Source organism: Enterococcus sp. DIV0755f (genome assembly GCF_051713725.1).
Taxonomy (GTDB): domain Bacteria; phylum Bacillota; class Bacilli; order Lactobacillales; family Enterococcaceae; genus Enterococcus_D; species Enterococcus_D casseliflavus.
Genome location: NZ_JBIOQL010000001.1, coordinates 2269932 through 2291699, shown reverse-complemented (window position 1 = coordinate 2291699; position 21768 = coordinate 2269932). Strand labels below are relative to the sequence as shown.

At 43.3% G+C, this 21768-nt stretch carries 19 protein-coding genes; 12 read left to right on the top strand and 7 right to left on the bottom strand.

The annotated features are described in order from the left end of the window. Positions 1–147: 147 nt before the first annotated feature. The 6 genes from IGI73_RS10350 to IGI73_RS10325 all read left to right on the top strand — a co-directional run bounded on the left by IGI73_RS10350 (position 148) and on the right by IGI73_RS10325 (position 10290). Positions 148–948 (top strand): isoprenyl transferase, encoded by an 801-nt coding sequence (locus IGI73_RS10350; protein ID WP_015510051.1) that lies wholly within the window; start codon positions 148–150, stop codon positions 946–948. Further along, positions 945–1751 carry a phosphatidate cytidylyltransferase gene (locus IGI73_RS10345; RefSeq protein ID WP_010749318.1) on the top strand — a complete coding sequence of 269 codons (807 nt, stop codon included), beginning with the start codon at positions 945–947 and terminating at the stop codon, positions 1749–1751. The genes IGI73_RS10350 and IGI73_RS10345 overlap by 4 nt, the downstream gene beginning before the upstream one ends. A 149-nt stretch (positions 1752–1900) precedes the next feature. Further along, a complete protein-coding gene (gene rseP / locus IGI73_RS10340) occupies positions 1901–3169 on the top strand; it encodes an RIP metalloprotease RseP (protein ID WP_060792267.1) in 1269 nt (422 codons plus the stop codon). 69 nt (positions 3170–3238) lie between these two features. Then, complete coding sequence (locus IGI73_RS10335; protein WP_005229438.1) at positions 3239–4948, top strand: proline--tRNA ligase; 1710 nt, start codon at positions 3239–3241, stop codon at positions 4946–4948. Positions 4949–5066: 118 nt separating this feature from the next. Next, entirely contained in the window at positions 5067–9416 is a 4350-nt protein-coding gene (locus IGI73_RS10330) for a PolC-type DNA polymerase III (RefSeq protein WP_086295594.1), read from the top strand. Positions 9417–9666: 250 nt separating this feature from the next. Next, on the top strand, positions 9667–10290 hold the full coding sequence (locus IGI73_RS10325; RefSeq protein WP_428207090.1) for a helix-turn-helix domain-containing protein: 624 nt from the start codon (positions 9667–9669) through the stop codon (positions 10288–10290). 126 nt (positions 10291–10416) lie between these two features. Here IGI73_RS10325 and IGI73_RS10320 read toward each other — a convergent pair whose 3' ends face one another. From IGI73_RS10320 to IGI73_RS10310, 3 genes are all read right to left on the bottom strand, one after another. After that, positions 10417–11358, bottom strand: a complete 942-nt coding sequence (locus tag IGI73_RS10320) for an AEC family transporter (protein WP_284591896.1) — start codon at positions 11356–11358, stop codon at positions 10417–10419. Between the two features lie 106 nt (positions 11359–11464). After that, positions 11465–12394, bottom strand: coding sequence for a membrane protein insertase YidC (gene yidC / locus IGI73_RS10315; RefSeq protein ID WP_010749323.1), 930 nt, complete (start codon positions 12392–12394; stop codon positions 11465–11467). A gap of 124 nt (positions 12395–12518) precedes the next feature. Further along, positions 12519–12797, bottom strand: coding sequence for an acylphosphatase (locus IGI73_RS10310; protein WP_142968304.1), 279 nt, complete (start codon positions 12795–12797; stop codon positions 12519–12521). A 95-nt stretch (positions 12798–12892) separates the two neighbouring features. Here IGI73_RS10310 and IGI73_RS10305 point away from each other — a divergent pair, with 95 nt between their 5' ends. Both IGI73_RS10305 and IGI73_RS10300 read left to right on the top strand, forming a co-directional pair. After that, entirely contained in the window at positions 12893–13654 is a 762-nt protein-coding gene (locus IGI73_RS10305; RefSeq protein ID WP_428207092.1) for a TrmH family RNA methyltransferase, read from the top strand. Positions 13655–13777: 123 nt separating this feature from the next. Further along, the gene (locus IGI73_RS10300; protein ID WP_005229452.1) at positions 13778–14287 is read left to right on the top strand and encodes an HD domain-containing protein; all 510 of its coding nucleotides are present in this window, start codon (positions 13778–13780) and stop codon (positions 14285–14287) included. A gap of 48 nt (positions 14288–14335) precedes the next feature. Here IGI73_RS10300 and IGI73_RS10295 read toward each other — a convergent pair whose 3' ends face one another. Continuing rightward, entirely contained in the window at positions 14336–15535 is a 1200-nt protein-coding gene (locus IGI73_RS10295) for a YdcF family protein (RefSeq protein WP_016610745.1), read from the bottom strand. A gap of 124 nt (positions 15536–15659) precedes the next feature. Between IGI73_RS10295 and IGI73_RS10290 the strand changes: the two genes are divergently transcribed. Then, the gene (locus tag IGI73_RS10290; protein ID WP_010749327.1) at positions 15660–16172 is read left to right on the top strand and encodes a GyrI-like domain-containing protein; all 513 of its coding nucleotides are present in this window, start codon (positions 15660–15662) and stop codon (positions 16170–16172) included. Positions 16173–16225: 53 nt separating this feature from the next. On the opposite strand, the gene IGI73_RS10285 is transcribed toward IGI73_RS10290, so the two are convergent. From IGI73_RS10285 to IGI73_RS10275, 3 genes are all read right to left on the bottom strand, one after another. Continuing rightward, positions 16226–17560, bottom strand: coding sequence for a serine hydrolase (locus IGI73_RS10285; RefSeq protein WP_195961146.1), 1335 nt, complete (start codon positions 17558–17560; stop codon positions 16226–16228). Between the two features lie 245 nt (positions 17561–17805). After that, entirely contained in the window at positions 17806–17970 is a 165-nt protein-coding gene (locus IGI73_RS10280; RefSeq protein ID WP_005229460.1) for a hypothetical protein, read from the bottom strand. 214 nt (positions 17971–18184) lie between these two features. Further along, positions 18185–18529: a DUF4828 domain-containing protein gene (locus IGI73_RS10275; protein WP_015510045.1), complete on the bottom strand. Its 345-nt coding sequence runs from the start codon at positions 18527–18529 to the stop codon at positions 18185–18187. A gap of 183 nt (positions 18530–18712) precedes the next feature. On the opposite strand from IGI73_RS10275, the gene sfsA reads away from it, so the two are divergent. Genes sfsA through IGI73_RS10260 form a run of 3 tightly spaced genes read left to right on the top strand, consistent with a single transcriptional unit; the run spans position 18713 to position 21747 of the window. Further along, positions 18713–19438: a DNA/RNA nuclease SfsA gene (sfsA, locus tag IGI73_RS10270; protein ID WP_428207093.1), complete on the top strand. Its 726-nt coding sequence runs from the start codon at positions 18713–18715 to the stop codon at positions 19436–19438. An 18-nt stretch (positions 19439–19456) separates the two neighbouring features. Then, a complete protein-coding gene (locus IGI73_RS10265; RefSeq protein ID WP_159160909.1) occupies positions 19457–20458 on the top strand; it encodes a Gfo/Idh/MocA family protein in 1002 nt (333 codons plus the stop codon). A gap of 14 nt (positions 20459–20472) precedes the next feature. Further along, positions 20473–21747 (top strand): DEAD/DEAH box helicase, encoded by a 1275-nt coding sequence (locus IGI73_RS10260; RefSeq protein ID WP_428207094.1) that lies wholly within the window; start codon positions 20473–20475, stop codon positions 21745–21747. Positions 21748–21768 lie beyond the last annotated feature (21 nt).

Genomic DNA, 21768 nt, shown 5'->3' with positions numbered 1-21768 from the left:
GAAAGTGCCGTATGTACTTGAATATCACGACTGTTTTTTTGTTTTTTCTTAATATGGAAATCTTTTCTTGGTTTTCATAGGCAAGAAATCTGATTATTGTTATAATGTAAAAGATGAATTTCAAGAATTGGAAGAGGAGCGAATACGATGCTGCGTTTTTTTCCACAAAAAGACAAATATATCAAAGAAGCGGCTGAACATGAATTTGATCCATCACTGCCGATTCCCCAACACATCGCGATCATTATGGATGGCAATGGCAGATGGGCGCAAAACCGGCGCTTGCCAAGAGTAGCTGGTCACAAAGAAGGCATGGAGACGGTAAAAAAGATCACGAAACATGCTTCACACCTTGGTGTGAAAGTATTGACTCTTTATGCGTTTTCAACAGAGAATTGGAAACGGCCAAATGAAGAAGTGGACTTTTTGATGCAACTGCCCGTCGACTTTTTCGACACGTTTGTTCCTGAGCTGATCAAAGAAAATGTTCAAGTCAAAGTGATGGGGTTCACGGAATCTTTACCCGAACACACACAAGAAGCGGTCAAGCGAGCGATTGACCAAACCAAAGATAATACTGGGATGATCTTGAATTTTGCTTTAAATTACGGCAGCCGCGCAGAAATTTTGACTGCGGTCCAAGCCCTTTATGAAGAGCTTGCAGCTTCGGAGGAAGCCCTGCCCAAGCTCACGGAAGACATGCTGGCGACACATTTGATGACTGGTTTTTTGCCAAACGCGTTACGTGATCCTGAATTGGTGATTCGCACGAGTGGTGAAGAACGTATCAGCAACTTCTTGTTATGGCAGATTGCTTACAGCGAATTATTCTTTACGAAAGCGCTCTGGCCTGATTTCGATGCTGCTTTACTAGAAGATGCGATCGGGAGCTTTCAACAACGAAACCGGCGTTTTGGCGGTTTGAAAACGAAGGAGGAAGAAGAGTGAGACAACGTGTAATCACTGCGGTCGTCGCATTAGCCTTTTTCCTGCCAATTATTTACGTTGGCGGCATTGCCGTCGAATTGCTGGCAGCAGCGATGGCAGGGATTGGTGTTTATGAATTATTTCGGATGAAAGGACTAGCTGTTTTCAGTTTTGAAGGAATTCTTTCAATCATCGGTGCGGTGATTTTAGTTTTACCTCAAGAACGCTGGTTTTTCTTTTTGCCAGAGGGCACAGATAAAAGTGCCTTGTATTATGTAATCGTCCTTTTATTACTAGGGATCGCGGTTATTTCTAAAAATACGTATACTATCGATGAAGCTGGTTTTCCAGTGATCGTCAGCTTATATACGGGTGTCGGGTTTGAACGTTTCTTGACGGCACGTTCAGCAACAGATGGCTTAGTCGTTTTAGTTTTCGGGCTGTTTATCGTGTGGGCAACAGATATTGGGGCTTACATGGTGGGACGGCGTTACGGTCAACGAAAATTATGGCCAGAGATTTCCCCTAATAAAACGATCGAAGGGGCCCTAGGCGGGATTGCTGCTGCGGTGGTCGTAGCCGGTTTGTATCTGCTAGCATTTCCAGGGAAAGATTATTTTGGACATGGTAGTGCCATCATGATCTTATTGACGGTCCTCTTTTCGATCGCTGGTCAATTCGGGGATTTAGTGGAATCGGCAATCAAACGTCATTATGGCGTGAAGGATTCAGGCAATCTTTTGCCAGGACATGGCGGGATCTTGGATCGCTTCGATAGCATGCTGTTTGTGTTTCCAATCATGTATTTATTCGGTGTTTTTTAGAAATTATTTAGAAGTGCAGGCTTGGCTTGCGCTTCTTTTTTTAAATTCTTGTTACAACGGGAATGTGAGTTCCTCAACGGGAATCGGTGTGATAAAATAAGGAAAGGCTGCCCTGAATGAGAGGGATGCTGTGAAAGAGAGGAACGAGCATGAAAACGATACTTGTATTTATCATTATCTTTTCCGTAGTGGTAGTGATTCACGAGTTTGGACACTACTTCTTTGCAAAACGGGCAGGTATTTTAGTAAGAGAGTTTGCCATCGGTATGGGGCCTAAATTGTTCGCGCATCAAGCGAAAGATGGGACAACCTACACGATTCGGATGCTGCCATTAGGCGGGTATGTCCAAATGGCGGGCTGGGGTGAAGATGAAACAGAATTAACACCAGGTATGCCAGTCTCCTTGGTTCAAGATGCAACTGGCAAAGTTATCAAAATCAATACGAGCAAAAAGATCCAATTGCCGCAAGCGATCCCTATGGAAGTGACCGACTTTGACTTGGAGGAGAAGTTGACGATCACAGGGTTCATCAATGGCAATGAACAAGAAGCGATGACGTACGCTGTGGATCATGATGCAACGATCATCCATGAAGATGGCGTTGAAGTTCGGATCGCACCTAAAGACGTTCAATTCCAGTCCGCAAAGCTTTGGCAGCGAATGCTGACGAATTTTGCTGGACCGATGAACAACTTTATTTTATCCTTGGTCTTATTCACTGGGTTGGTGTTTGCACAAGGTGGTGTTGCGAATCAAGATGCAACCATCGTGACAGGAATCGAAGCAGGAACACCGGCAGCTGAAGCAGGGCTGCAAAATGGCGATGAAATCTTAGCTGTCGAAGGTGTCGATGTTTCTAACTGGTCAGAATTAACGACTGAGATCCAAAAGTACCCAGATACTCAGATTGCTCTAGCAGTCAAACGAGGATCAGAAACACTTGATTTGACGGCAACTCCTGCGAGTCAAGAATCAGGGGAGACCACGATTGGTTTCTTAGGGATCACCGCTTCCTTAAAAACTGGGATCGGAGATATCTTACTGGGCGGCTTGCAAACGACCATTGACAATTCACTGGTGATTTTTAGAGCAGTCGGTAACTTGATTGCACAACCAGATATCAATAAATTGGGTGGACCGGTAGCGATTTTCCAACTGTCTTCTCAAGCTGCATCGCAAGGGGTAACAACGGTGATCGCGATGATGGCGATGATTTCTATCAACTTGGGGATCTTTAATTTATTACCGATTCCTGGATTGGATGGCGGTAAGCTGGTTTTAAATATTTTAGAAGGTTTGCGAGGCAAGCCAATCAGCCAAGAAAAAGAAGGCATCATTACTCTGATTGGGTTTGGGTTTTTGATGCTGCTGATGGTTCTCGTTACCTGGAATGATATCCAACGTTTCTTCTTTTAAAAATAAGACGCACAAGCAAATCAATTGTTGATCGGGTGAACATGATTTTTTGTAGCAAAGGAGAAAAAAATGAAACAGTCAAAATGTTTGATTCCGACATTGCGGGAAACCCCCAGCGATGCGGAGACGTTAAGTCATCAACTGTTAGTTAGGGCAGGGTATATTCGACAAGTGGCGGCAGGCATTTATGTTTACTTGCCGCTAGCACAAAGGGTGTTAGAAAAGATCAAGCGGGTCATCCGTGAAGAATTGGCACAAATAGATGCCGTAGAGATGGCGATGCCTTCTTTGCTTCCGTATGAGCCATGGAAGGAGTCAGGACGTGCCTCATTGTATGGTGAATCCTTGTATCGATTAACAGATCGAAATGAACGAGAGATCGTTTTAGGACCTACTCATGAAGAGCCGTTTACGACATTGATCAAAAACGAGATCACGTCTTATAAACGGCTGCCATTGAGCTTGTATCAGATCCAAACGAAATATCGGGACGAACAGCGGCCGCGTTTTGGATTGATCCGCAGCCGTGAATTTATCATGCAAGATGGCTATTCCTTTCATGCCGATGAAGCCAGCTTAGATCAAACCTATAATCGTTACGAAATGGCTTATCATGCAATATTGAAACGCTGTGGGATCGAGTATCGGGCCGTGGTCGGGGACAATGGCTTGATGGGTGGCAGAGATTCGAAAGAATTTTTGGCATTGTCGGGGATCGGCGAAGAGCTGATCTGCTACTCGACCGAAAGCGATTATGTCGCCAATTGGAAATTAGCAACCAGTCAATACATCGCCAAAAAATCTCACGAGACCTATTTAGAATTACAAAAAGTCGTTCAGGATGAGCCTTTAACGTTAGAGGAGCTGGCGCAGGCATACGAAACAGACTTGCAAAAAATCGTTCAAGTATCTTTATTACTCGTTGACGAGCAAGTCATTATGGTGTTATTACGAGGCGATCACAGCCTCAATGAAACAAAGGTCAAGCATTACTTAGCCGCTGATCAAGTGAAGGTGCTGACTGTTGAGGAAGCGGAGTCTTATCTGACGAGTGAGACGCAGCTGCGCAGTCCCATTGCGCTTGCTGATTCGATCCAGTTGTACGCCGATCAGCATGTCCAAGATATGGCGAATCTGATCGTTCCAGCGGCAGAAAAACAAAGCTATTATCTCAATGCGAATGTGGGGCGTGATTTTCAACCATTAGCCTTTGCCGATTTTCGCTTGGTTCAAGAAGGTGATCCTTCCCCAGATGGAAAAGGAACCTTAACCTTTACGCGAGGAATCGAAGTTGGGCATATCTTCAAGTTAGGAACCAAGTACAGTGAGGCGCAAGAAGCGACGGTTGTCGATGAAAACGGCGATGAGCAACCAATCATCATGGGCTGTTATGGGCTGGGGGTTTCTCGGCTGCTTTCAACGATCGTCGAACAATACGGCAATGAGTTTGGGATCGATTGGCCCCAAGAAATTGCCCCATTTGATGTGCATATCATTCAAACGTCGATTGAAGATAGCTATCAAAATGCCTTAAGTGAAGAAGTAGAAGAAATGATGAACCAAGTCGGCTATCAAGTGCTGGTAGATGACCGCAATGAACGTGCAGGGGTCAAATTTGCAGATGCCGATTTGATTGGCTGTCCGATTCGCTTGACTATCGGTAAAAAAGCCGTAGAAGGCATCGTAGAGATCAAAATCAAGCATACTGGTGCGACCGTTGAAGTGAGAAAAGAAGAAGTCGCTTCGACCTTGACGATTTTGTTAGCCAATCAGGAATAAACAGGAACGAACAAGAGTGAATAACAGATCGAGAGAGGAAATCCTTTCTCGATTTTTTAATGAAAATGAGGGCAAAAAGAGGTATACTAGTGAGTACTGAGAAAAGGAGGATCTTCAATTGTCAAAAGAAAGAGAGACCTTTGAGATATTATTAGACCAAATTGCAGCTGCCCCAAATCTTCGGCAGCATCCGTTGATGCAGACTGCCCAAATCAAACAAGTGACCGTGCATCGACAATCAAAAGCGTGGACGTTTTATTTCCAATTTGAACGTTTATTACCGGTGATGGTGTATCAGTCCTTTAAACAACATATTGAATTGGCGTTTAAAGAGATTGCGGAAGTTCGTATCATCATTGAAGCTCAAGATGGTTCCTTTGATGAGCAATTCATTCAAGAATATTGGCCATTAGCGTTAGCCAATCAAAATTGTGATCGACCACTGGTTCATCAAGTGATCAAAAACCAAATGCCTGTGCTGCAAGAGAACAAAGTGATTTTACCAGTCAACAATGATGCGGTCATCACGATTTTGCAGCAGCAGTACTTGCCGATCATTGAGGAAAATTATAGTACCTTCGGCTTTCAAAAATTTCGGATCTTGCCGCAGCTAGACCAAGAGCAAGCGGAGGCGGCCTTAAAAGAACTTGAAGCACGCAAGGAAGAGCAAACAGCAGCGTTCCAACAACAAGCTGCTGAGAACTTAATGGCTCACGAGCAACGCAAAAAAGAAGTCAAAACAGTCGAATTTGACGGACCAATCGCCTTGGGACGTAATATTCCTGCCGATGAACCTGTGACACCGATGATCAATATCATTGAGGAAGAACGTCGGGTCACGATCCAAGGCTATGTCTTTGATAAAGAAGTCCGAGAACTGCGCTCAAAACGGAAGATTTTGATCTTAAAAATCACCGACTATACGTCATCGTTTAGTGTGAAAAAATTCTCCAACAATGAAAAAGATGAACAAGTCTTCGATGCCATCGCGAAAGGTAGTTGGGTCAAAGTACGCGGTAGCGTCCAAGAAGATACCTTCATGCGAGATCTTGTTATGAATGCGCAAGATTTGCTGGAAGTTAAACACGAAGCTCGCAAAGACTATGCACCTGAAGGAGAAAAACGGGTCGAACTCCACCTGCATTCCAATATGAGTACGATGGATGCCACCAACAACGTGGCGGATTTTGTCGCTCAAGCAGGCAAATGGGGCCATAAGGCGATTGCGATCACCGATCATGGTGGAGCGCAAGGATTCCCTGATGCCCATCATGCAGGAGAAAAGGCTGGTGTTAAAATTCTTTACGGTGTGGAAGCCAATATCGTGGATGACGGCGTAGCGGTTGCCTACAATCCTCAGCCTGTTCCACTGACCGATGCTACTTATATCGTGTTTGACGTGGAGACCACTGGGTTGTCTGCAGTATACGACACCATCATTGAGTTGGCCGCTGTGCGGATGCATAAAGGCAACGTGGAGGCATCCTTTGATGAATTTATCGATCCAGGTCATCCGTTATCGCGAACGACCGTAGAACTGACGGGAATCACCGATGAAATGGTTCGCGGATCAAAATCAGAAGAAGAAGTCTTACGTTTGTTCCGTGAGTTTTCTGAAGGAGCCATTTTAGTTGCCCACAATGCGTCATTTGATATGGGCTTCTTAAATACCAGTTATCGAAAATACGGTATTCCAGAAGCGGAGAATCCGGTCATTGATACATTGGAACTCGCTCGTTATTTGTATCCAGAGTTTAAGCGATTCGGTTTAGGTGTCCTTTCTAAAAAATTCGGCGTCAGCTTAGAACAACATCACCGAGCGATCTACGATGCGGAGGCAACCGGTCATTTAGCATGGATCTTTGTCAAAGAAGCAATGGAAAAACATGAGATGCTGCTGCACGAAGAGTTGAACCGACACGTGGGAGGCGAGAACTCCTACAAAGCAGCTCGACCCTTCCATGCCACGATCTTAGCTCGAACACAGGCAGGATTGAAAAATTTATTCAAGCTGATCTCGATGTCGAATGTGAAGTACTTCCATGATAAAGTCCCACGAATCCCACGTTCAGAATTGGTGAAATTGCGGGAAGGATTGTTAGTCGGAACCGCCTGTGATAAAGGAGAAGTCTTTGTCGCAATGATGCAAAAAGGGGTCGATGCAGCACGAGAACTTGCCAAGTTTTATGACTACATCGAAGTCATGCCCAAAGCAGTTTATGCCCATCTTTTGGAAACGGAACTCGTGAAAAGTGAAAAAGACCTAGAAGACATCATTCGGAATCTGGTAAAAATGGGGGAAGAGTTAGGGAAAATCGTTGTGGCTACTGGGAATGCCCATTACCTAAACGAAGAAGACGCCATTTATCGCAAGGTCTTGATCAATTCAATGGGAGGCGCCAATCCGTTGAATCGTCATAGCCTACCAGACGTGCACTTCCGTACTACGGATGAGATGCTGACCGCTTTTCAATTTTTAGGTCCAGAAGCGGCGAAAGAAATCGTGGTGACGAACCCGAATAAAATCGCCGATCTTTGTGAAAAAGTCATTCCGGTAAAAGATGATCTGTATACACCAAAGATTCCCGGATCAGAACAAGAGATCACCGACTTAAGTTACAACCGTGCCAAAGAGTTATACGGCGATCCATTACCAGAGATCGTGGAAAAACGTTTGAAAAAAGAGCTTGATTCGATCATTGGAAACGGCTTTTCCGTGATCTATTTGATCTCACAAAAACTCGTTCATAAAAGCAATGAAGACGGCTATCTAGTAGGGTCACGGGGATCAGTCGGTTCTAGTTTCGTGGCAACCATGACGGGGATCACTGAGGTCAATCCATTAGCTCCTCATTATTATTGTCCCGATTGCCAGTATTCGGAGTTTTACGAAGACGGTTCGTATGGTTCTGGTTATGATATGCCAGAGAAAAAATGTCCAAAATGCGGCACCCGTCTGAACAAAGATGGCCACGATATTCCCTTTGAAACGTTCCTTGGTTTCCACGGCGATAAAGTACCCGATATCGATTTGAACTTCTCAGGAGAATATCAGCCAGAAGCCCATAACTATACGAAAGTACTCTTCGGTGAAGAATACGTCTATCGTGCAGGAACGATCGGTACCGTAGCCGACAAAACAGCCTTTGGTTTCGTAAAAGGCTTTGAGCGCGATCATAATCTTCATTATCGAGCAGCCGAAGTCGATCGCCTGGCAAAAGGTGCCACAGGCGTCAAACGGACGACTGGTCAGCATCCGGGGGGGATCATCGTTATTCCCGACTATATGGATGTCTATGATTTCACCCCGATCCAATACCCAGCGGATGATCAAAATGCGGAGTGGAAAACGACCCACTTTGATTTCCATTCGATTCATGACAATATCTTGAAACTGGATATCCTCGGACACGATGATCCGACGGTCATTCGGATGCTGCAGGATCTATCAGGCATCGATCCAAAAACGATCCCCACCGATGATCCAGAAGTGATGCGTATTTTTGGCGGCACGGATGTGTTAGGCGTGACCGAAGAGCAGATCTATTCGAAAACCGGTACATTAGGCATCCCGGAATTTGGTACCCGCTTTGTGCGGGGGATGCTGGATCAAACCCATCCATCGACCTTTGCTGAACTCCTGCAGATCTCTGGTCTTTCCCATGGTACCGATGTATGGTTAGGCAATGCGGAAGAATTGATCCGTCGCGGAGATGCCAGCCTAGCGGAAGTAATCGGCTGTCGGGATGATATCATGGTGTATTTGATCCATGCTGGCTTAGATGACGGCATGGCCTTTAAAATCATGGAGACGGTCCGTAAAGGACAATGGAACAAGATCCCTGACGACTTGCGAGATACTTACTTGCAAGCGATGCGGGAAAACAATGTCCCAGAATGGTATATCGATTCTTGTTCGAAGATCAAGTACATGTTCCCGAAAGCCCATGCGGCGGCGTATGTCTTGATGGCGTTGCGGGTGGCTTACTTTAAAGTGTACTTCCCAATTCTCTATTACTGTGCTTATTTCTCTGTCCGAGCAGACGACTTTGATTTGATTGCCATGTCAAAAGGAAAAGACGCCGTAAAAGAACGGATGCAAGAAATCAATGACAAAGGAATGGATGCATCAACGAAAGAAAAAAATCTGTTGACGGTTCTCGAATTAGCCAATGAAATGCTGGAGCGCGGCTATGAATTTGGGATGATCGATCTGTATAAATCGGATGCGGAAAATTTCGTGATCGATGGGAAAAAATTGATCGCACCGTTCCGAGCAGTACCGAGTTTAGGGCTGAACGTAGCGAAACAAATCGTGGAAGCACGAAAAGATGGTCCCTTCTTATCGAAAGAAGACCTCGCCAATCGCGGGAAAGTTTCTAAGACATTGATTGAATACATGACGGATAACGGTGTTCTAAAAGATCTACCAGATGAAAATCAGTTGTCGTTGTTCGATATGTTGTAAGCCAACGGCTGTTCACTTAAAAAAATAAGCCCATCATCGCAGCATCTAGTATAGCTAGTTTCTGCATGATGGGCTTTTTTTGTCTTGTGTATGAAAGGGGTGAACAAAGAAGGTTACTATTTTTACAGGCTTTAGGCAGTTATCAAGGATGTCACGAAATGTGGCAATCGTCAATGCTTCATTTTCGCAACAAAAGAGAAGGGATTTTGTGTTTTAATATAAGAAAAGAAAAGATCAGAAGGAGGAAAAAATGGCATTCCATCAGATGATAAAAGAAAGAAGAAAACAATTAGGAATGACGCAAGAAGAGTTAGCGAAAGAATTGAATGTCAGTCGCTCAGCGATTTCAAACTGGGAGATTGGAAGAAATTACCCGGATATCACTACATTGATCGAGCTAGCTCAAATGTATCAAGTTTCTTTGGATGAATTGTTTTATGATGATATCGATCTAGTAAATAAATTCGCTGAAGACAACAAGAAGAAAGAGCAGCTAAAGAAAGTCAATAAGCTTTTGGTCTTCTTGTTACTTATCGGCGTCAGTTCGATCATCTATTTATTTTTGACGAGGAAACCTGAAATTGTTTTTGTCGACGAAAGAGTCGCTAATCATTTCCCGATGACAAATTTCCAAGAAGAGGAAATAAAGCGAGTAGAGGTGAAAAAGGACAAACTTTATCTCACAGTAGATCATCCACAAAACATCGCCTATTATATCGAATCCAATAAGGATGAATTGCAGGTTAATCTGTATCAAAGTAAGCAATCAAAAATCGACGAACGCATTTCCATTGAAGGACGGATTGAAATCGACCTAAGCAGCCACAATCTGGCGAAAATCAGAAAAATCGTGATCTATAGTAAAAAATCATAAGGGGAGTTGCGGCTCGGACAGCGAATCAATCGAACCTTTACCATACAAAGAGAAGAAAAATACTCGTTACCGAAAGAAGCGAATGCCTTTGGCAACGAGTATTTTTCGACAAAGTTCGTTAACTAGCTAAAAAAAGAAAAAAAGCAAAACAGGCAGATACACCATGTACAGTAAGACGGAATAGCCTAGACAAGAAGTTGCAAATTCTTCATCCCCTTGATAGTTTCGCACAAGAATTGGAACAGAGTTTTGGACGGGCATGGAGGCTTGGATAATAAACACAGAAAGCATCAATTCAGGAACAGGGATGATCCTGCTTAATAGCCATACAACGAGGGGCGAAAGAATGAAGCGACCAAACAAGACACCAGCAATGTCTTTGGTCATTCGCAAGTTCTTGAGCCCGCCAAAGTACACGATGATCCCGATAATAAACATTGATAGAGGCGTCGTTAAATCTGCTAGGTAGCTTCCAAGCCCATTAACAAAGGAGGGCAGTGGGAATGTGAACAGCATCCAGATCAAGCCGATAATGAAACCAATCAAGGCTGGCGAAAAAATCTTTTTTAGCATGACCAATGGATGAAAGGAAATGCGGGCTTCGCCGAAATCGGGGTTATCTTTTGCTAACTCAAAAATACCGATGGTCCAAAATAATGTCGTATTTACGATGTAGTACAACAACACATAGGGAACGGCTCTTTCACCAAAAATGGCTAAATTGATCGGTAAGCCGATGAAGATCGTATTGGAAAAGGTAAACATGGCGGAAAATGCCCCTTGGTGTTTGGTTTCAACTTGCGCGAAACGGCGCCATAAATAACCGGCGAAGTAAGTGATCATCATGGAAAGCAAAGGGATGATCATCCCGGAAACTAATGAGAGAAACTCGTCTTTCGTAAAGTTTTTAATGATCGTCAAAAACATATTGGCGGGTAATGAGACATTTAACACCAGTTTTGAAAACGTATCGGCGGTTCGATTAGAAAACCATTGTTTGTAAGACAACCAATAACCGATAAACATGAGACTGAAAATGACAAAAATATTGATATATGCTTGAAACATGCGCTCACCTCTCATTTACTATAGCGAAAGGCAATAGAAGAAGCAACTGATTCCCATTTGAAAACAACAAAAAACCAAACCGCCCAATGAGCGATTTGGTCAAGAATTACTTCCGTTGCTGCTTGCCAGCGTTACGACCTTTTCCGTTAGGCTTTGTCGTGTTCAACGCTTTTTTGACAGCTTCTGTTTTTTCAGGCGTTACGTCTTTACGAGGCGTAACTACCGTTTTAGGCGGATTTGCTTTCATTTCCGCTTCGACTTGGGCACGAATTTTTGGTTTCATGATGACATTCGTGATAAACGTTTGGATACAACTGAAGACCCCACCAACTACCCAGTAAAGTGTCACACCAGCTGGTGCACTCATGGACATGAAAACGATCATCAATGGAGAAACGATCAACATGGTTTTCATCGTTTTTTTCTGTTCTTCAGGAATCCCGATGGTTGAAATATACCCTTGTGCCAAGTAGGAAAGACCAGCAATCGCCACAAAGAGGATGCTTGGGTCGCCTAAAGATACGCCAAAGAATTCAGAGTTTTGGATTCCTTGTGTGTAACGAGCGGTGAAATAAAGAGCAGAGAAGATCGGCATCTGAATCAGCAAAGGGAGACATCCGATACCGCCAAACATACTGACGTTGTTTTCAGAGTAAATTTTTTGCATCTCCGCTTGCGCTTGCATTTGTTCTTCCCGAGTGGTTGCTTTTTTCAAATTGGCTTGCGCAATATCCACTTGAGGTTTCAGAAACTGCATTTTTTCACTTTGAACCATCGTTTTTCGAGACTGATGGATCCCTAATGGTAAGATAATGACACGGACAACGATCGTTACAGCGATGATCGCCCAGCCGTAAGACCAGTTGAAGTTTTCTACGAGCATCGTGATCATATCCCCTAATGGTTTCACCAAAAAGCGATAAATCATTCCTGTTTCTTTCGGCGTACCATCAGCATTGGTACTGACACAGCCTGATAATGCTAATAACAGGCCAAATAATCCTGATGAAAGCAGCCATTTATTCATTTTAGACATTCTATTCTTCCTCTTCACAATAAATTTAGACAAAAATAACTATACTAAAAAAGACCGACTATTTCAATGTACAAAGAGAAATTCATTGAAAAATCAATCTTTCGACTTAGAAAACATTCAATTGTTAATAGTACACTACATCAAAACTCCGACGCTCTTTGATAGCATCGTCTGGTTGGACGTCGATCTGATTTACTTTCCCAGCGGGTGAAGGAGAATCCTTAACCCCAGCAACAAAGGCATCGATGGCTTTGTCATCGCCAATTGCTTCAATCGAAACAGAACCATCCGCTTCGTTTTTTACAGATCCGGTGACGCCCAACTGATCGGCAAGCATTTTTGTGGTATAACGAAAGCCGACGCCTTGGACACGTCCTTGCACATGGATTCGTAGTTTCTTCATGGACAATCCCTCCTCTGCTTTATATGATAGCGTTTTTTCAGTAAAAGAACAAGTTAGATCGATTGACTCATGCTATAATGAATCGAGGTGACAAGATGAAAGAAATTCAATCGAAAAAAAATACCTTTATCAAGGAAATCAAAAAAATAACACAAAAAAAACATCGGACACAAACCAATAGCTATTTGATCGATGGCTGGCATTTGGTGCAAGAAGCATTGCATGCACAAGTACCCATCAAAGCATTGTTGGTGACCCCGCGAGGGTTAAGTGAAGCCAACGGGCAACTCGATGATTATCAGGAAGAAAGCTATTTGATCACAGAGGAGATCGCAGCGATGCTTTCTGATTTGCCAACACCACAAGGGATTTTTGCCGTGGTGGAAAAGCAAGAACAAGACTTACAGACACTGACGGGCAATTGGCTGATTTTAGATAATGTGCAAGATCCTGGAAACGTTGGCACCATGATTCGAACAGCGGATGCCGCTGGATTCAGCGGGGTTTTTCTCGGCGAAGGAACAGCCGATCTCTACAGCACCAAAGTCTTGCGCAGCATGCAAGGGAGCAACTATCATCTGCCGATCGTAGAAGGAGCGATCCCGCCATTTTTGAAGCAGCTGCAGGCAGCTGGTGTGGCGATTTATGGTACCGAGTTAAACAAAGAAGCAGTCCCTTATACCGAGCTTCCTAAAGGACAAGCGGCTGCCTTCATTTTAGGCAACGAGGGGCAAGGGGTCAATCAGGAACTGTTGGCATTGACCGATAAAAATCTATATATTCCTATCTATGGTCAGGCGGAATCATTGAACGTCGCCATTGCGGCAGGTATTTTGATGTATTTTGCTGTCAGCTAGATTTTTAAGGAACTGTTAAACTATTTGAATCTATTGCACCTCACCTAGAAACTTGCAGGAATAGGTGCTATACTTTGTCTTGTAACAATCAAGCAGATCAAAAAAGGTGGCAGACAAAAATTTATGACAGAAAAATGGCAAGAAGATAGCGAATATATGTCTTACGTGGCTGACCTGTTAGAAACAGAAGCTGTAAAAAAATTAGCCAATTTTGTGCAGCATATGAACTCCACACGTTTGGAACATTCGATCAGCGTCTCTTATTATAGTTACAAATTGGCCAAGAAATGGGGCGGCGATGCTCGTGCAACAGCTCGTGCAGGACTCCTTCATGATTTATTTTATTACGATTGGCGTACTACAAAGTTTGACGAAGGTACCCATGCGTACATGCATCCACGAATCGCAGTAAAAAATGCCGAAAAAATCACTGAACTTAGTGATCTTGAAAAAGATATCATCCTGAAACATATGTGGGGAGCAACGATTGCACCACCACGCTATAAAGAAAGCTATATCGTCACGATGGTGGACAAATATTGTGCGATCAAAGAAGCATCAGAACCCCTTACAGACAGCATGAAAGAAAAATGGCAACAACGCTTCTGGAAGAAACATCGCACGATTCAATAAGAAAAAAGTTCTTCGAACCAACTGGTTCAAAGAACTTTTTTTGTTTGTTTAGCCAAAAATAAGTTGGAGGATCGCTGCTCCTGCATAGAGAATCAGTAAGGTGATCAATACCGTTAAATGTCGTCTTTTGTGCATAAAAAGGATTGCCACAAATTCTCTTAAAAAGGCATTCGGTAAATAGTAAAAGGCAGTAGGTGCTCCGATACCATCCGCTTTAAGTTGGGCTTGATCTGCATAGAGACCAGCACGAAAAATATGGTAATTGTTTGAGGCAAAGATCGCTTTGTAGCCGTTTGGCTTAAGCGAATCCATGATTTCTTTCGAAAATTTCATGTTTTCATAAGTAGTCGTGGAATTTGTTTCCACTAAAATCTCACCTTCTGGTACGCCTTGGGCAATCGCATATTCTTTCATAGCAACAGCTTCCGGCAGCTGCTCATCGCTTCCTTGTCCGCCTGACATCAGTAATCGAGGCGCGGTTTTTTTCGCTTTAAATTGCGATTCGTAGAACGAGATCGCTGTATTGATGCGTTTTGCCAATAAAGGGGAGACCGTGGTGCCATTCAAAAGGCCTGCACCTAAGACGATGATAAAGTCCTGATTATAGCGAGGATGGTTGAACTGATAAATGACTGAAATGGATAAAAAGTTCAAAAAGACTACAAACAGATACAAAAGACTTAGGGGAACAATGCCGAATAAGGTTCGGATCCAATCTGGGAAAAAGTGCAAAAGAGTATCTGAAAAAAGTAAAACGGTCAAAACCACCGCTAAGATCAGGGTTAACAAATTGGCGATCGATCGCGATTCTCTTCGTAGTACGATAATGGAATTCCAGTAAAGAAAGACCACGAGTGTTGCCAAACCGAATAATAGTACAGCAACGAAGATTGCCAGTAATACAGCGAGTAAACCACCTACGAGTATGTCTTGGGTTCGGTATAAATTAATGACTAAGTAGCCGCCAAAAGCCAGCACGAACAAATTAAAAAGCAAGCCATTTACAAGTTGGTGCTTGTTGCGCCGATAAGAAAATAAAAAAAGGCCGGCGAAGGCGACGGGTATCAGAATAAAGAAACTACCTGTCCGTAATTCTGAGACAGCTAAATAAATCAGCAGGGCTAGAATCGTCCAACAACATTCAAAAAAGAAAATATCCGGATCATCTTTTTTCTTGCGCCATTTTTGAACGACGATCACGCCCGACACATAGCTGATGGCAAAAATCAGCAATTGCGTAAAATCCATGTTTTTCACTCCTTTAACGATACACTTAGTATACCGAAAAATGGCAGAAATTGCTTGTTGCTAAGGTCAAAGTTGCTGAATTTCTTGCAATTCGCTAAAATGAAGGAAAGAAGGAGGAAGGAACATGCAATTAGGTGAAGTGATTCGCGTCGAACGACCCGCTTTTTATGTGATTGGAAAAGAGGGCAAGGGGTTAGCAGAAGAAGGTGCTTCTTGGGTACCAGCGCTTTGGGAACTTGCAACAAAGGATTTTGAAGAGATCGAATTTCTCGTAAGTGATCAAAAGGCAGAAGAACTGGAATTTTGGGGCTTGATGAGTGATGGCACCAATTGGTTAGAGCCTTGGCAAGAAACCGGTCGCTACTTGGCAGGCGTTCAAGTCCAGACAGAAAATTTTCCTCCTGTCGGTTGGGTCCGTTGGGAAATGCCCGCAATGACCTATCTCGTTGTAAAAACGGATGAAAAAAACTTAACGATGATGACTGAAAAGATGCTGATGGAAGTTTTACCAGAAAACAACGTCCAATTGTCAGCAGCCATCCAAGAAAGGTATCTTCCTCATTTTAAGGAAGGGGAAGTTGAATTGTTTTTCCCTGTAGAACCATTGGCAACAGCAACGGTGGAAACGGTAGAATAAAAAAAATCTGTCCGAGAAGCAGTCTTTGCTTCGGACAGATTTTTTCGTTTAGGTTAAAAAAGATTACTGAAAAAGTTGGACACGCCGCGCCAAGCACGAACAAAGATGTTGGCTTTTTCCACTGTTTGTGTTGTGATCAATCCTGCAGTCTCGTCATGATCGGAATCATCAATATAACCAAGCGTATCAGCTGGAATCGAAGCACTTACGGTACCGACTTCTGTGCCCTCAGTCAATGGCGCTTGCAGGGCAGAATCACGATAATGCTCATTAAAGTCAATGGTTGTTTCAAAGGCTGTGGCATCCATATCTCCACGTACCCATAAGGTCAAACCTTGATTTAAGGCAACGGGCACACTCAATTCTTTCCCATCTTTGACTGCAACCGTCTGGGTATCTTCTAGTTGCGCATTTTCTGGTAAAATCTCTACTTGCTCCCAAGCGTCAAACGAGTAATCCATCAAACGGCCTGTTTCAATAAAACGAACACTAGGATTTTCTGCATGACCATTGACGTTTAGCACCACGGTGATGATTCGTTGGCCATCTTTAACGGCGGTTCCGACAAAGCAGGCGCCTGCCATATCTGTCGTACCAGTCTTCAGACCGTCGACACCATCTTTCGTATTCGTAAAACCTGGAAGCATCCAGTTCCAATTGACCATCTCGACAGGCGAATAGGAACCTTCACCAAATTGTTTTGTTGAAAGGCTGGTTACTTCCAAAACATCTGGAAAGTCTTGTAACAAATGACGGGCAATCAATGCCACATCTTTTGCGGATAGTTCGTTTTCATCAGTTGAAGTTGATCCTGGGTAAATATTTTCCCCAAGATAAGCATTGTTTAAGCCAGAAGCATTGACGATCTTTGCATCGGTGATGCCCCATGATTGCACTTTTTCTTGCATTAAATCCACAAAGGCACTTTCAGACCCAGCAATCAGCTCCGCGAGCGCGACGATTGCAGCATTTGCAGATTGGATATAACTGGCATCATACAAATCTTTTACTGTATAGGTAACGTCTTGATGCAAAGGGACATTTGATAAGTTAGGGGACACGCTGAGATTTGCGGCATAATCGGAAATCGGCACAGGATCATCCCAAGCGATCGCTCCTTGTTCTACTTGCTCAGCGACAAGGTAGAGGCTGATGATCTTGGTGATGGAGGCAATACCCATGGCTGTCTCGCCATCTTGATCATACAACACTTTCCCTGTGTCAAAATCAATGGAGTAGGCGGCTTTGGCGTCAATCGAAAAATCTTGGATCTCTTCGATGCTCATTGCTGTATCATCAGCATATGAAACGAGGGGGATGCCGACAGCAGCAAAGAGGATTGCCAAAGCAGCAACGAAGGAATACCCGAACTTGGTTATTTTCTGCATATATGTAGTAGCTCCTTTTAAGTTGTATCTAAGCAAAAATTTTAACAAAGAGTATCCGCTGTTGCAATACTCTAAGAGAAAACTTAGCATTTAATTGCGAGAAGACCGCTCAAAGGGGGAATGGGCGTTGTTAAACCATTTCAAACTAGAAGACCTAAGGGCAACAGACAGCAAAAAAAACTTGCCTTCCTATTTAATAGAGAAGACAAGTTTTTCTGAATTGACATCGGGTCAAACGATTTCACTTAGCGACGATTGGAATGGATTCTCGGGTTTTGGTTTTGGGCTCTGACGGGAACTTTCACTGCTCTCGTTTCTTGTTGCATGGCCAATTTTGCTAAAAAGAATGTCCCAGCTAGTAACGCAGCTAAAGCAAAGATGGAAAAGAGTGAAATAAAGGTCGTTAACATAAAAATCCCTTCTTTCTGTTTAAAATAAATGTGGAAGGTAGGAATCGAACCTACACCTTAATCTATGAACGATCAAACATCACTCAACGGAACACCTTGTTCAACCACTTGTTAAGTTAATGATAGCATGGATTGCCAGGAAATGCTGATAAAAAGTCTGAGAATTGACCGAAGAAAATGTGAAGAAAACATGAACTCGATCTTCTCATGTCCCTTACGTGATTTTTGTCAAAGAATAGTGGCAATCTTCTGCTTCATCATATAAAGTAATAACGGAGCCTTTTTGTTCCAGGACTAAATGATAGCCAAATGTGTCCAGTAACACTAATCGCATCGGAGTCAGTTCAACAATGGAAACAGGCAACGGTTTGCCTTCGATGGTCAATGAATAATCATTGGCAATTTCTAAAATGACATCTTCTTTTGTCTTTGAAGTAAAACGCCAATTTCCAATGAAATTTTGGCGGTTTTCATTTTTTTGTTTTTCCTTTCGCAACAGTAAGGAGCTGACCACGCCCGTTGCTAGAGATAAACCAATCAATAGAGACCTTTTCTTCATTTATACACGTCCTATCACTTACGATTCATCTAGTTGTACCTTGTGAACAAGATGCCCGCTTCTGCACACTAGAAAATAATTGCCATAAGTATACCATGAGAAGGTAAAAAAGCATGGTACTTTAGTTTGAAGTTTAGAAGTTTTTATCAAAATATGCTATGATTCAAAAGAGCAGGTGAGAAAATGAATTATCCAAATACCCTCTTAGCCACGTTTCTCGTTCGAGACAACCGATTCATTGCCCGATGTCTAGTCGATGGGCAAGAAGTGATCGTCCATGTGAAAAATACGGGACGAGGAAAAGAACTATTGCACAAAGGGGCACTCGTGACCCTCCAATATTGGGACAATCCGAAACGTAAAACCAATTACGATTTGATCTCAGTCAAGAAAGAAGACCAATGGATCAATATTGATAGTCAAGCACCCAATCGGTTAGGCTATGAAGGCCTTTTGGATGGCACGATCCAGTTGCCAAATATCAAAGGGAAAATTGCCCTCTTGCGGCGTGAAGTCGTCTATGGGATGTCTAAGTTTGATCTTTATTTTGAAACAGACGAACAAGAAAAAGGGTTTATAGAAATTAAAGGGATGACACTTGAAAACAAGCAAATCGGCGCTTTCCCAGATGCGCCAACGATTCGCGGCTTGAAACACGTCAATGAATTGATCCATGCCAAAGAAGCAGGCTATTATGCGGCGGTTTTGTTTATGATCCAATTTGAAGTGGTGCAAATCGCCACGATCCATCGACAGATGCAGCCGGATCTGGCCGATAAGATCGCTGAAGCGCAAAGCAAAGGTGTCGAAGTGTTTGCTTATAATTGCCAGGTAAACCAAGGGATGATCGCGGTCAAAGAACCGATCCCTTTTGATTTGAACGTCGAATTTGACGACCCCAATCTATAGAAGAAAGAAGGAAAACACATGATTCATTTAGGGATTATCGGCACAAATTGGATCACCGATCAATTTGTACAAGCAGCCCACGAAACCAAACGGTATCAATTGGTAGCCGTATACTCAAGGAAATTAGCCACAGCGCAACGCTTTGGGGAAAAATACGGGGACATCGAATATGCGACCGATTTGGCCACTTTTTTTGGCTTAGCTCATATGGACACGGTCTATATCGCTTCTCCGAATAGTTTGCACTTTGAACAAGCCAAGCAAGGTATTTTAGCAGGAAAAAATGTCATTGTGGAAAAGCCAGCCTTTTCAACGCCTGAGGAAATGGCGGAGATCATTGACCTAGCAAACCAACAACAGGTTTTATTCTTTGAAGCAGCTCGCAACATTCATGAAGCGAGTTTTTCAACCGTAGCCGAATTCTTACCGACACGCGGTGCCATTCTTGGGGCGAACTTTTCTTATATGAAATACTCGTCTCGTTATGACGCTGTACTAGCTGGGGAGGAACCAAATATCTTTTCTCCACATTTTTCTGGCGGAGCTTTAGCCGACTTGGGTGTGTATCCAGTATATGCGGCGGTCGCTTGGTTTGGTAAACCGCAGGACGTTCATTATTTTGCGCGCAAATTACCGACCGGTGTAGATGGTATCGGGACTGCTGTGCTACGCTATGCTGATTTTGATGTCACGATCCAAACAGGCAAAATCGCTGATTCAGAGTTACGATCAGAAATTTATTTTGAAGACGGGACATTAGATTTGAATGCCGTCAATGCTATTGAAGAAGCAGCATTTTATGAACGCCAAACAAAACAAACGCATCCATTAGCAGTCGCTGCTTTAGACAATCCGATGATCGAAGAAGCGCAAGACTTTGCAGACATCATTGAAAACAAAGATGATCCTAAACAAGGACAACGCTATGAGGAATGGGTGGAACTTGCCCGCAGTGTCAATGAAACCATCTCTTTGATGCGTAAGCAGGCCGACATCATTTTTGATGCAGATAAAAAATAAGGAATGGAACATTTATGACAGTATTTGAATTGACACAATTGCCAGACGTCTGGCAGGAAAAATGGCAAGCGGCTGGTTATCACGCACCGTCCTTGATCCAAGAAAAAACCTTTGGTCCTTTAAAAGACGGCGCGTCTGTCATAGGAATCTCACCGACCGGTTCAGGTAAAACGTTGGCGTATCTCTTGCCATTGTTAACGAAGGTTGAAAAAAAGCAAGGCAATCAGCTGTTGATTTTGACTTCTTCACAAGAATTAGCGATGCAAGTCACAGAAGTAGCAAGGGAATGGGCCCAAGCCATTGGTTTGACCGTTCTGCCGCTAATTGGCGGCGCAAGTACAAAACGCCAAGTGGAAAAACTAAAAGACAAACCCGAGGTCTTGATCGGTACCCCAGGCCGTGTGTTAGAGTTGATCAAAGCCAAAAAAATCAAGACCCAGCAGCTGCAATCGTTGGTATTGGATGAGGTTGATCAATTATTGAAAGAGGGTGCCTTCACCCTGGCAGCCAAGATCAATCAAACATTACCAAAACAAATCCAGCGTAGTTTCTTTTCAGCAACCGCGAACGAAGTGATCGATGAGATTCGACCATTCGTGTCAAAAGAGCCGCTGATCATTGATGTTACCCAAGAAGATCAGAGCAAAGGCGTCATCCATCATTACTATTTGAACTATCCGCAACGACGAATCGTGGATGCTTTAAGACGCTTTGCTCATTTACCAAACTTTCAAGCCTTGGTTTTCTTCAATGAATTAAGCACAATGGGGAATGCGGAAGAAAAGCTATTGTTTCATGGCTTGCCGGTGGCATCTTTGGCATCTGATCAAAACAAACTTGCACGAAAAGGTGCATTAGAGAGCTTTCGTCAAGGAAAACTAGTGGAACTATTGACGACCGATGTCGCCTCTCGCGGTTTAGATGTCGTGGATCTGCCTTACGTGATCAATACAGAAGTCCCTTTAGAAAAAGAATCCTATTTACACCGCGCAGGACGCGTTGGAAGAATGGGCAAAGAAGGAACCGTCGTCACGATCATTCAAGACCATTCGTTGAAGGATTTGAAAAAACTCGCGAATCAGTTGTCCATTGAACTCAAGGAAGTCTATCTGCATGGGGGACAGTTACACACAGAAGCTCCTGTTGTCGAAAAAGAAAGCAAGAAAGAAACGAAAACAGCAAGTGTGCAGAAAATTTCCAAGAAAACGACTGAAAAATTACACACTCCTGTCAAAAAGAGCAAGAAAAAGACGAAAAAGCAAAAAGACAAAGGAAAAAGACGCCATTGAGCGTCTTTTTGTGTTACCATT

What these genes read in the sequence shown, in the direction of transcription:
- IGI73_RS10260 (WP_428207094.1), top strand. Translation starts at nt 20,473, where the DNA reads ATGACAGTATTTGAATTGACACAATTGCCAGACGTCTGGCAGGAAAAA.
- IGI73_RS10350 (WP_015510051.1), top strand. Translation starts at nt 148, where the DNA reads ATGCTGCGTTTTTTTCCACAAAAAGACAAATATATCAAAGAAGCGGCT.
- IGI73_RS10280 (WP_005229460.1), bottom strand. Translation starts at nt 17,970, where the DNA reads ATGTTAACGACCTTTATTTCACTCTTTTCCATCTTTGCTTTAGCTGCG.
- IGI73_RS10325 (WP_428207090.1), top strand. Translation starts at nt 9,667, where the DNA reads ATGGCATTCCATCAGATGATAAAAGAAAGAAGAAAACAATTAGGAATG.
- IGI73_RS10300 (WP_005229452.1), top strand. Translation starts at nt 13,778, where the DNA reads ATGACAGAAAAATGGCAAGAAGATAGCGAATATATGTCTTACGTGGCT.
- rseP (WP_060792267.1), top strand. Translation starts at nt 1,901, where the DNA reads ATGAAAACGATACTTGTATTTATCATTATCTTTTCCGTAGTGGTAGTG.
- IGI73_RS10310 (WP_142968304.1), bottom strand. Translation starts at nt 12,797, where the DNA reads ATGAAGAAACTACGAATCCATGTGCAAGGACGTGTCCAAGGCGTCGGC.
- IGI73_RS10290 (WP_010749327.1), top strand. Translation starts at nt 15,660, where the DNA reads ATGCAATTAGGTGAAGTGATTCGCGTCGAACGACCCGCTTTTTATGTG.
- yidC (WP_010749323.1), bottom strand. Translation starts at nt 12,394, where the DNA reads ATGTCTAAAATGAATAAATGGCTGCTTTCATCAGGATTATTTGGCCTG.
- sfsA (WP_428207093.1), top strand. Translation starts at nt 18,713, where the DNA reads ATGAATTATCCAAATACCCTCTTAGCCACGTTTCTCGTTCGAGACAAC.
- IGI73_RS10275 (WP_015510045.1), bottom strand. Translation starts at nt 18,529, where the DNA reads ATGAAGAAAAGGTCTCTATTGATTGGTTTATCTCTAGCAACGGGCGTG.
- IGI73_RS10265 (WP_159160909.1), top strand. Translation starts at nt 19,457, where the DNA reads ATGATTCATTTAGGGATTATCGGCACAAATTGGATCACCGATCAATTT.
- IGI73_RS10320 (WP_284591896.1), bottom strand. Translation starts at nt 11,358, where the DNA reads ATGTTTCAAGCATATATCAATATTTTTGTCATTTTCAGTCTCATGTTT.
- IGI73_RS10305 (WP_428207092.1), top strand. Translation starts at nt 12,893, where the DNA reads ATGAAAGAAATTCAATCGAAAAAAAATACCTTTATCAAGGAAATCAAA.
- IGI73_RS10295 (WP_016610745.1), bottom strand. Translation starts at nt 15,535, where the DNA reads ATGGATTTTACGCAATTGCTGATTTTTGCCATCAGCTATGTGTCGGGC.
- IGI73_RS10335 (WP_005229438.1), top strand. Translation starts at nt 3,239, where the DNA reads ATGAAACAGTCAAAATGTTTGATTCCGACATTGCGGGAAACCCCCAGC.
- IGI73_RS10285 (WP_195961146.1), bottom strand. Translation starts at nt 17,560, where the DNA reads ATGCAGAAAATAACCAAGTTCGGGTATTCCTTCGTTGCTGCTTTGGCA.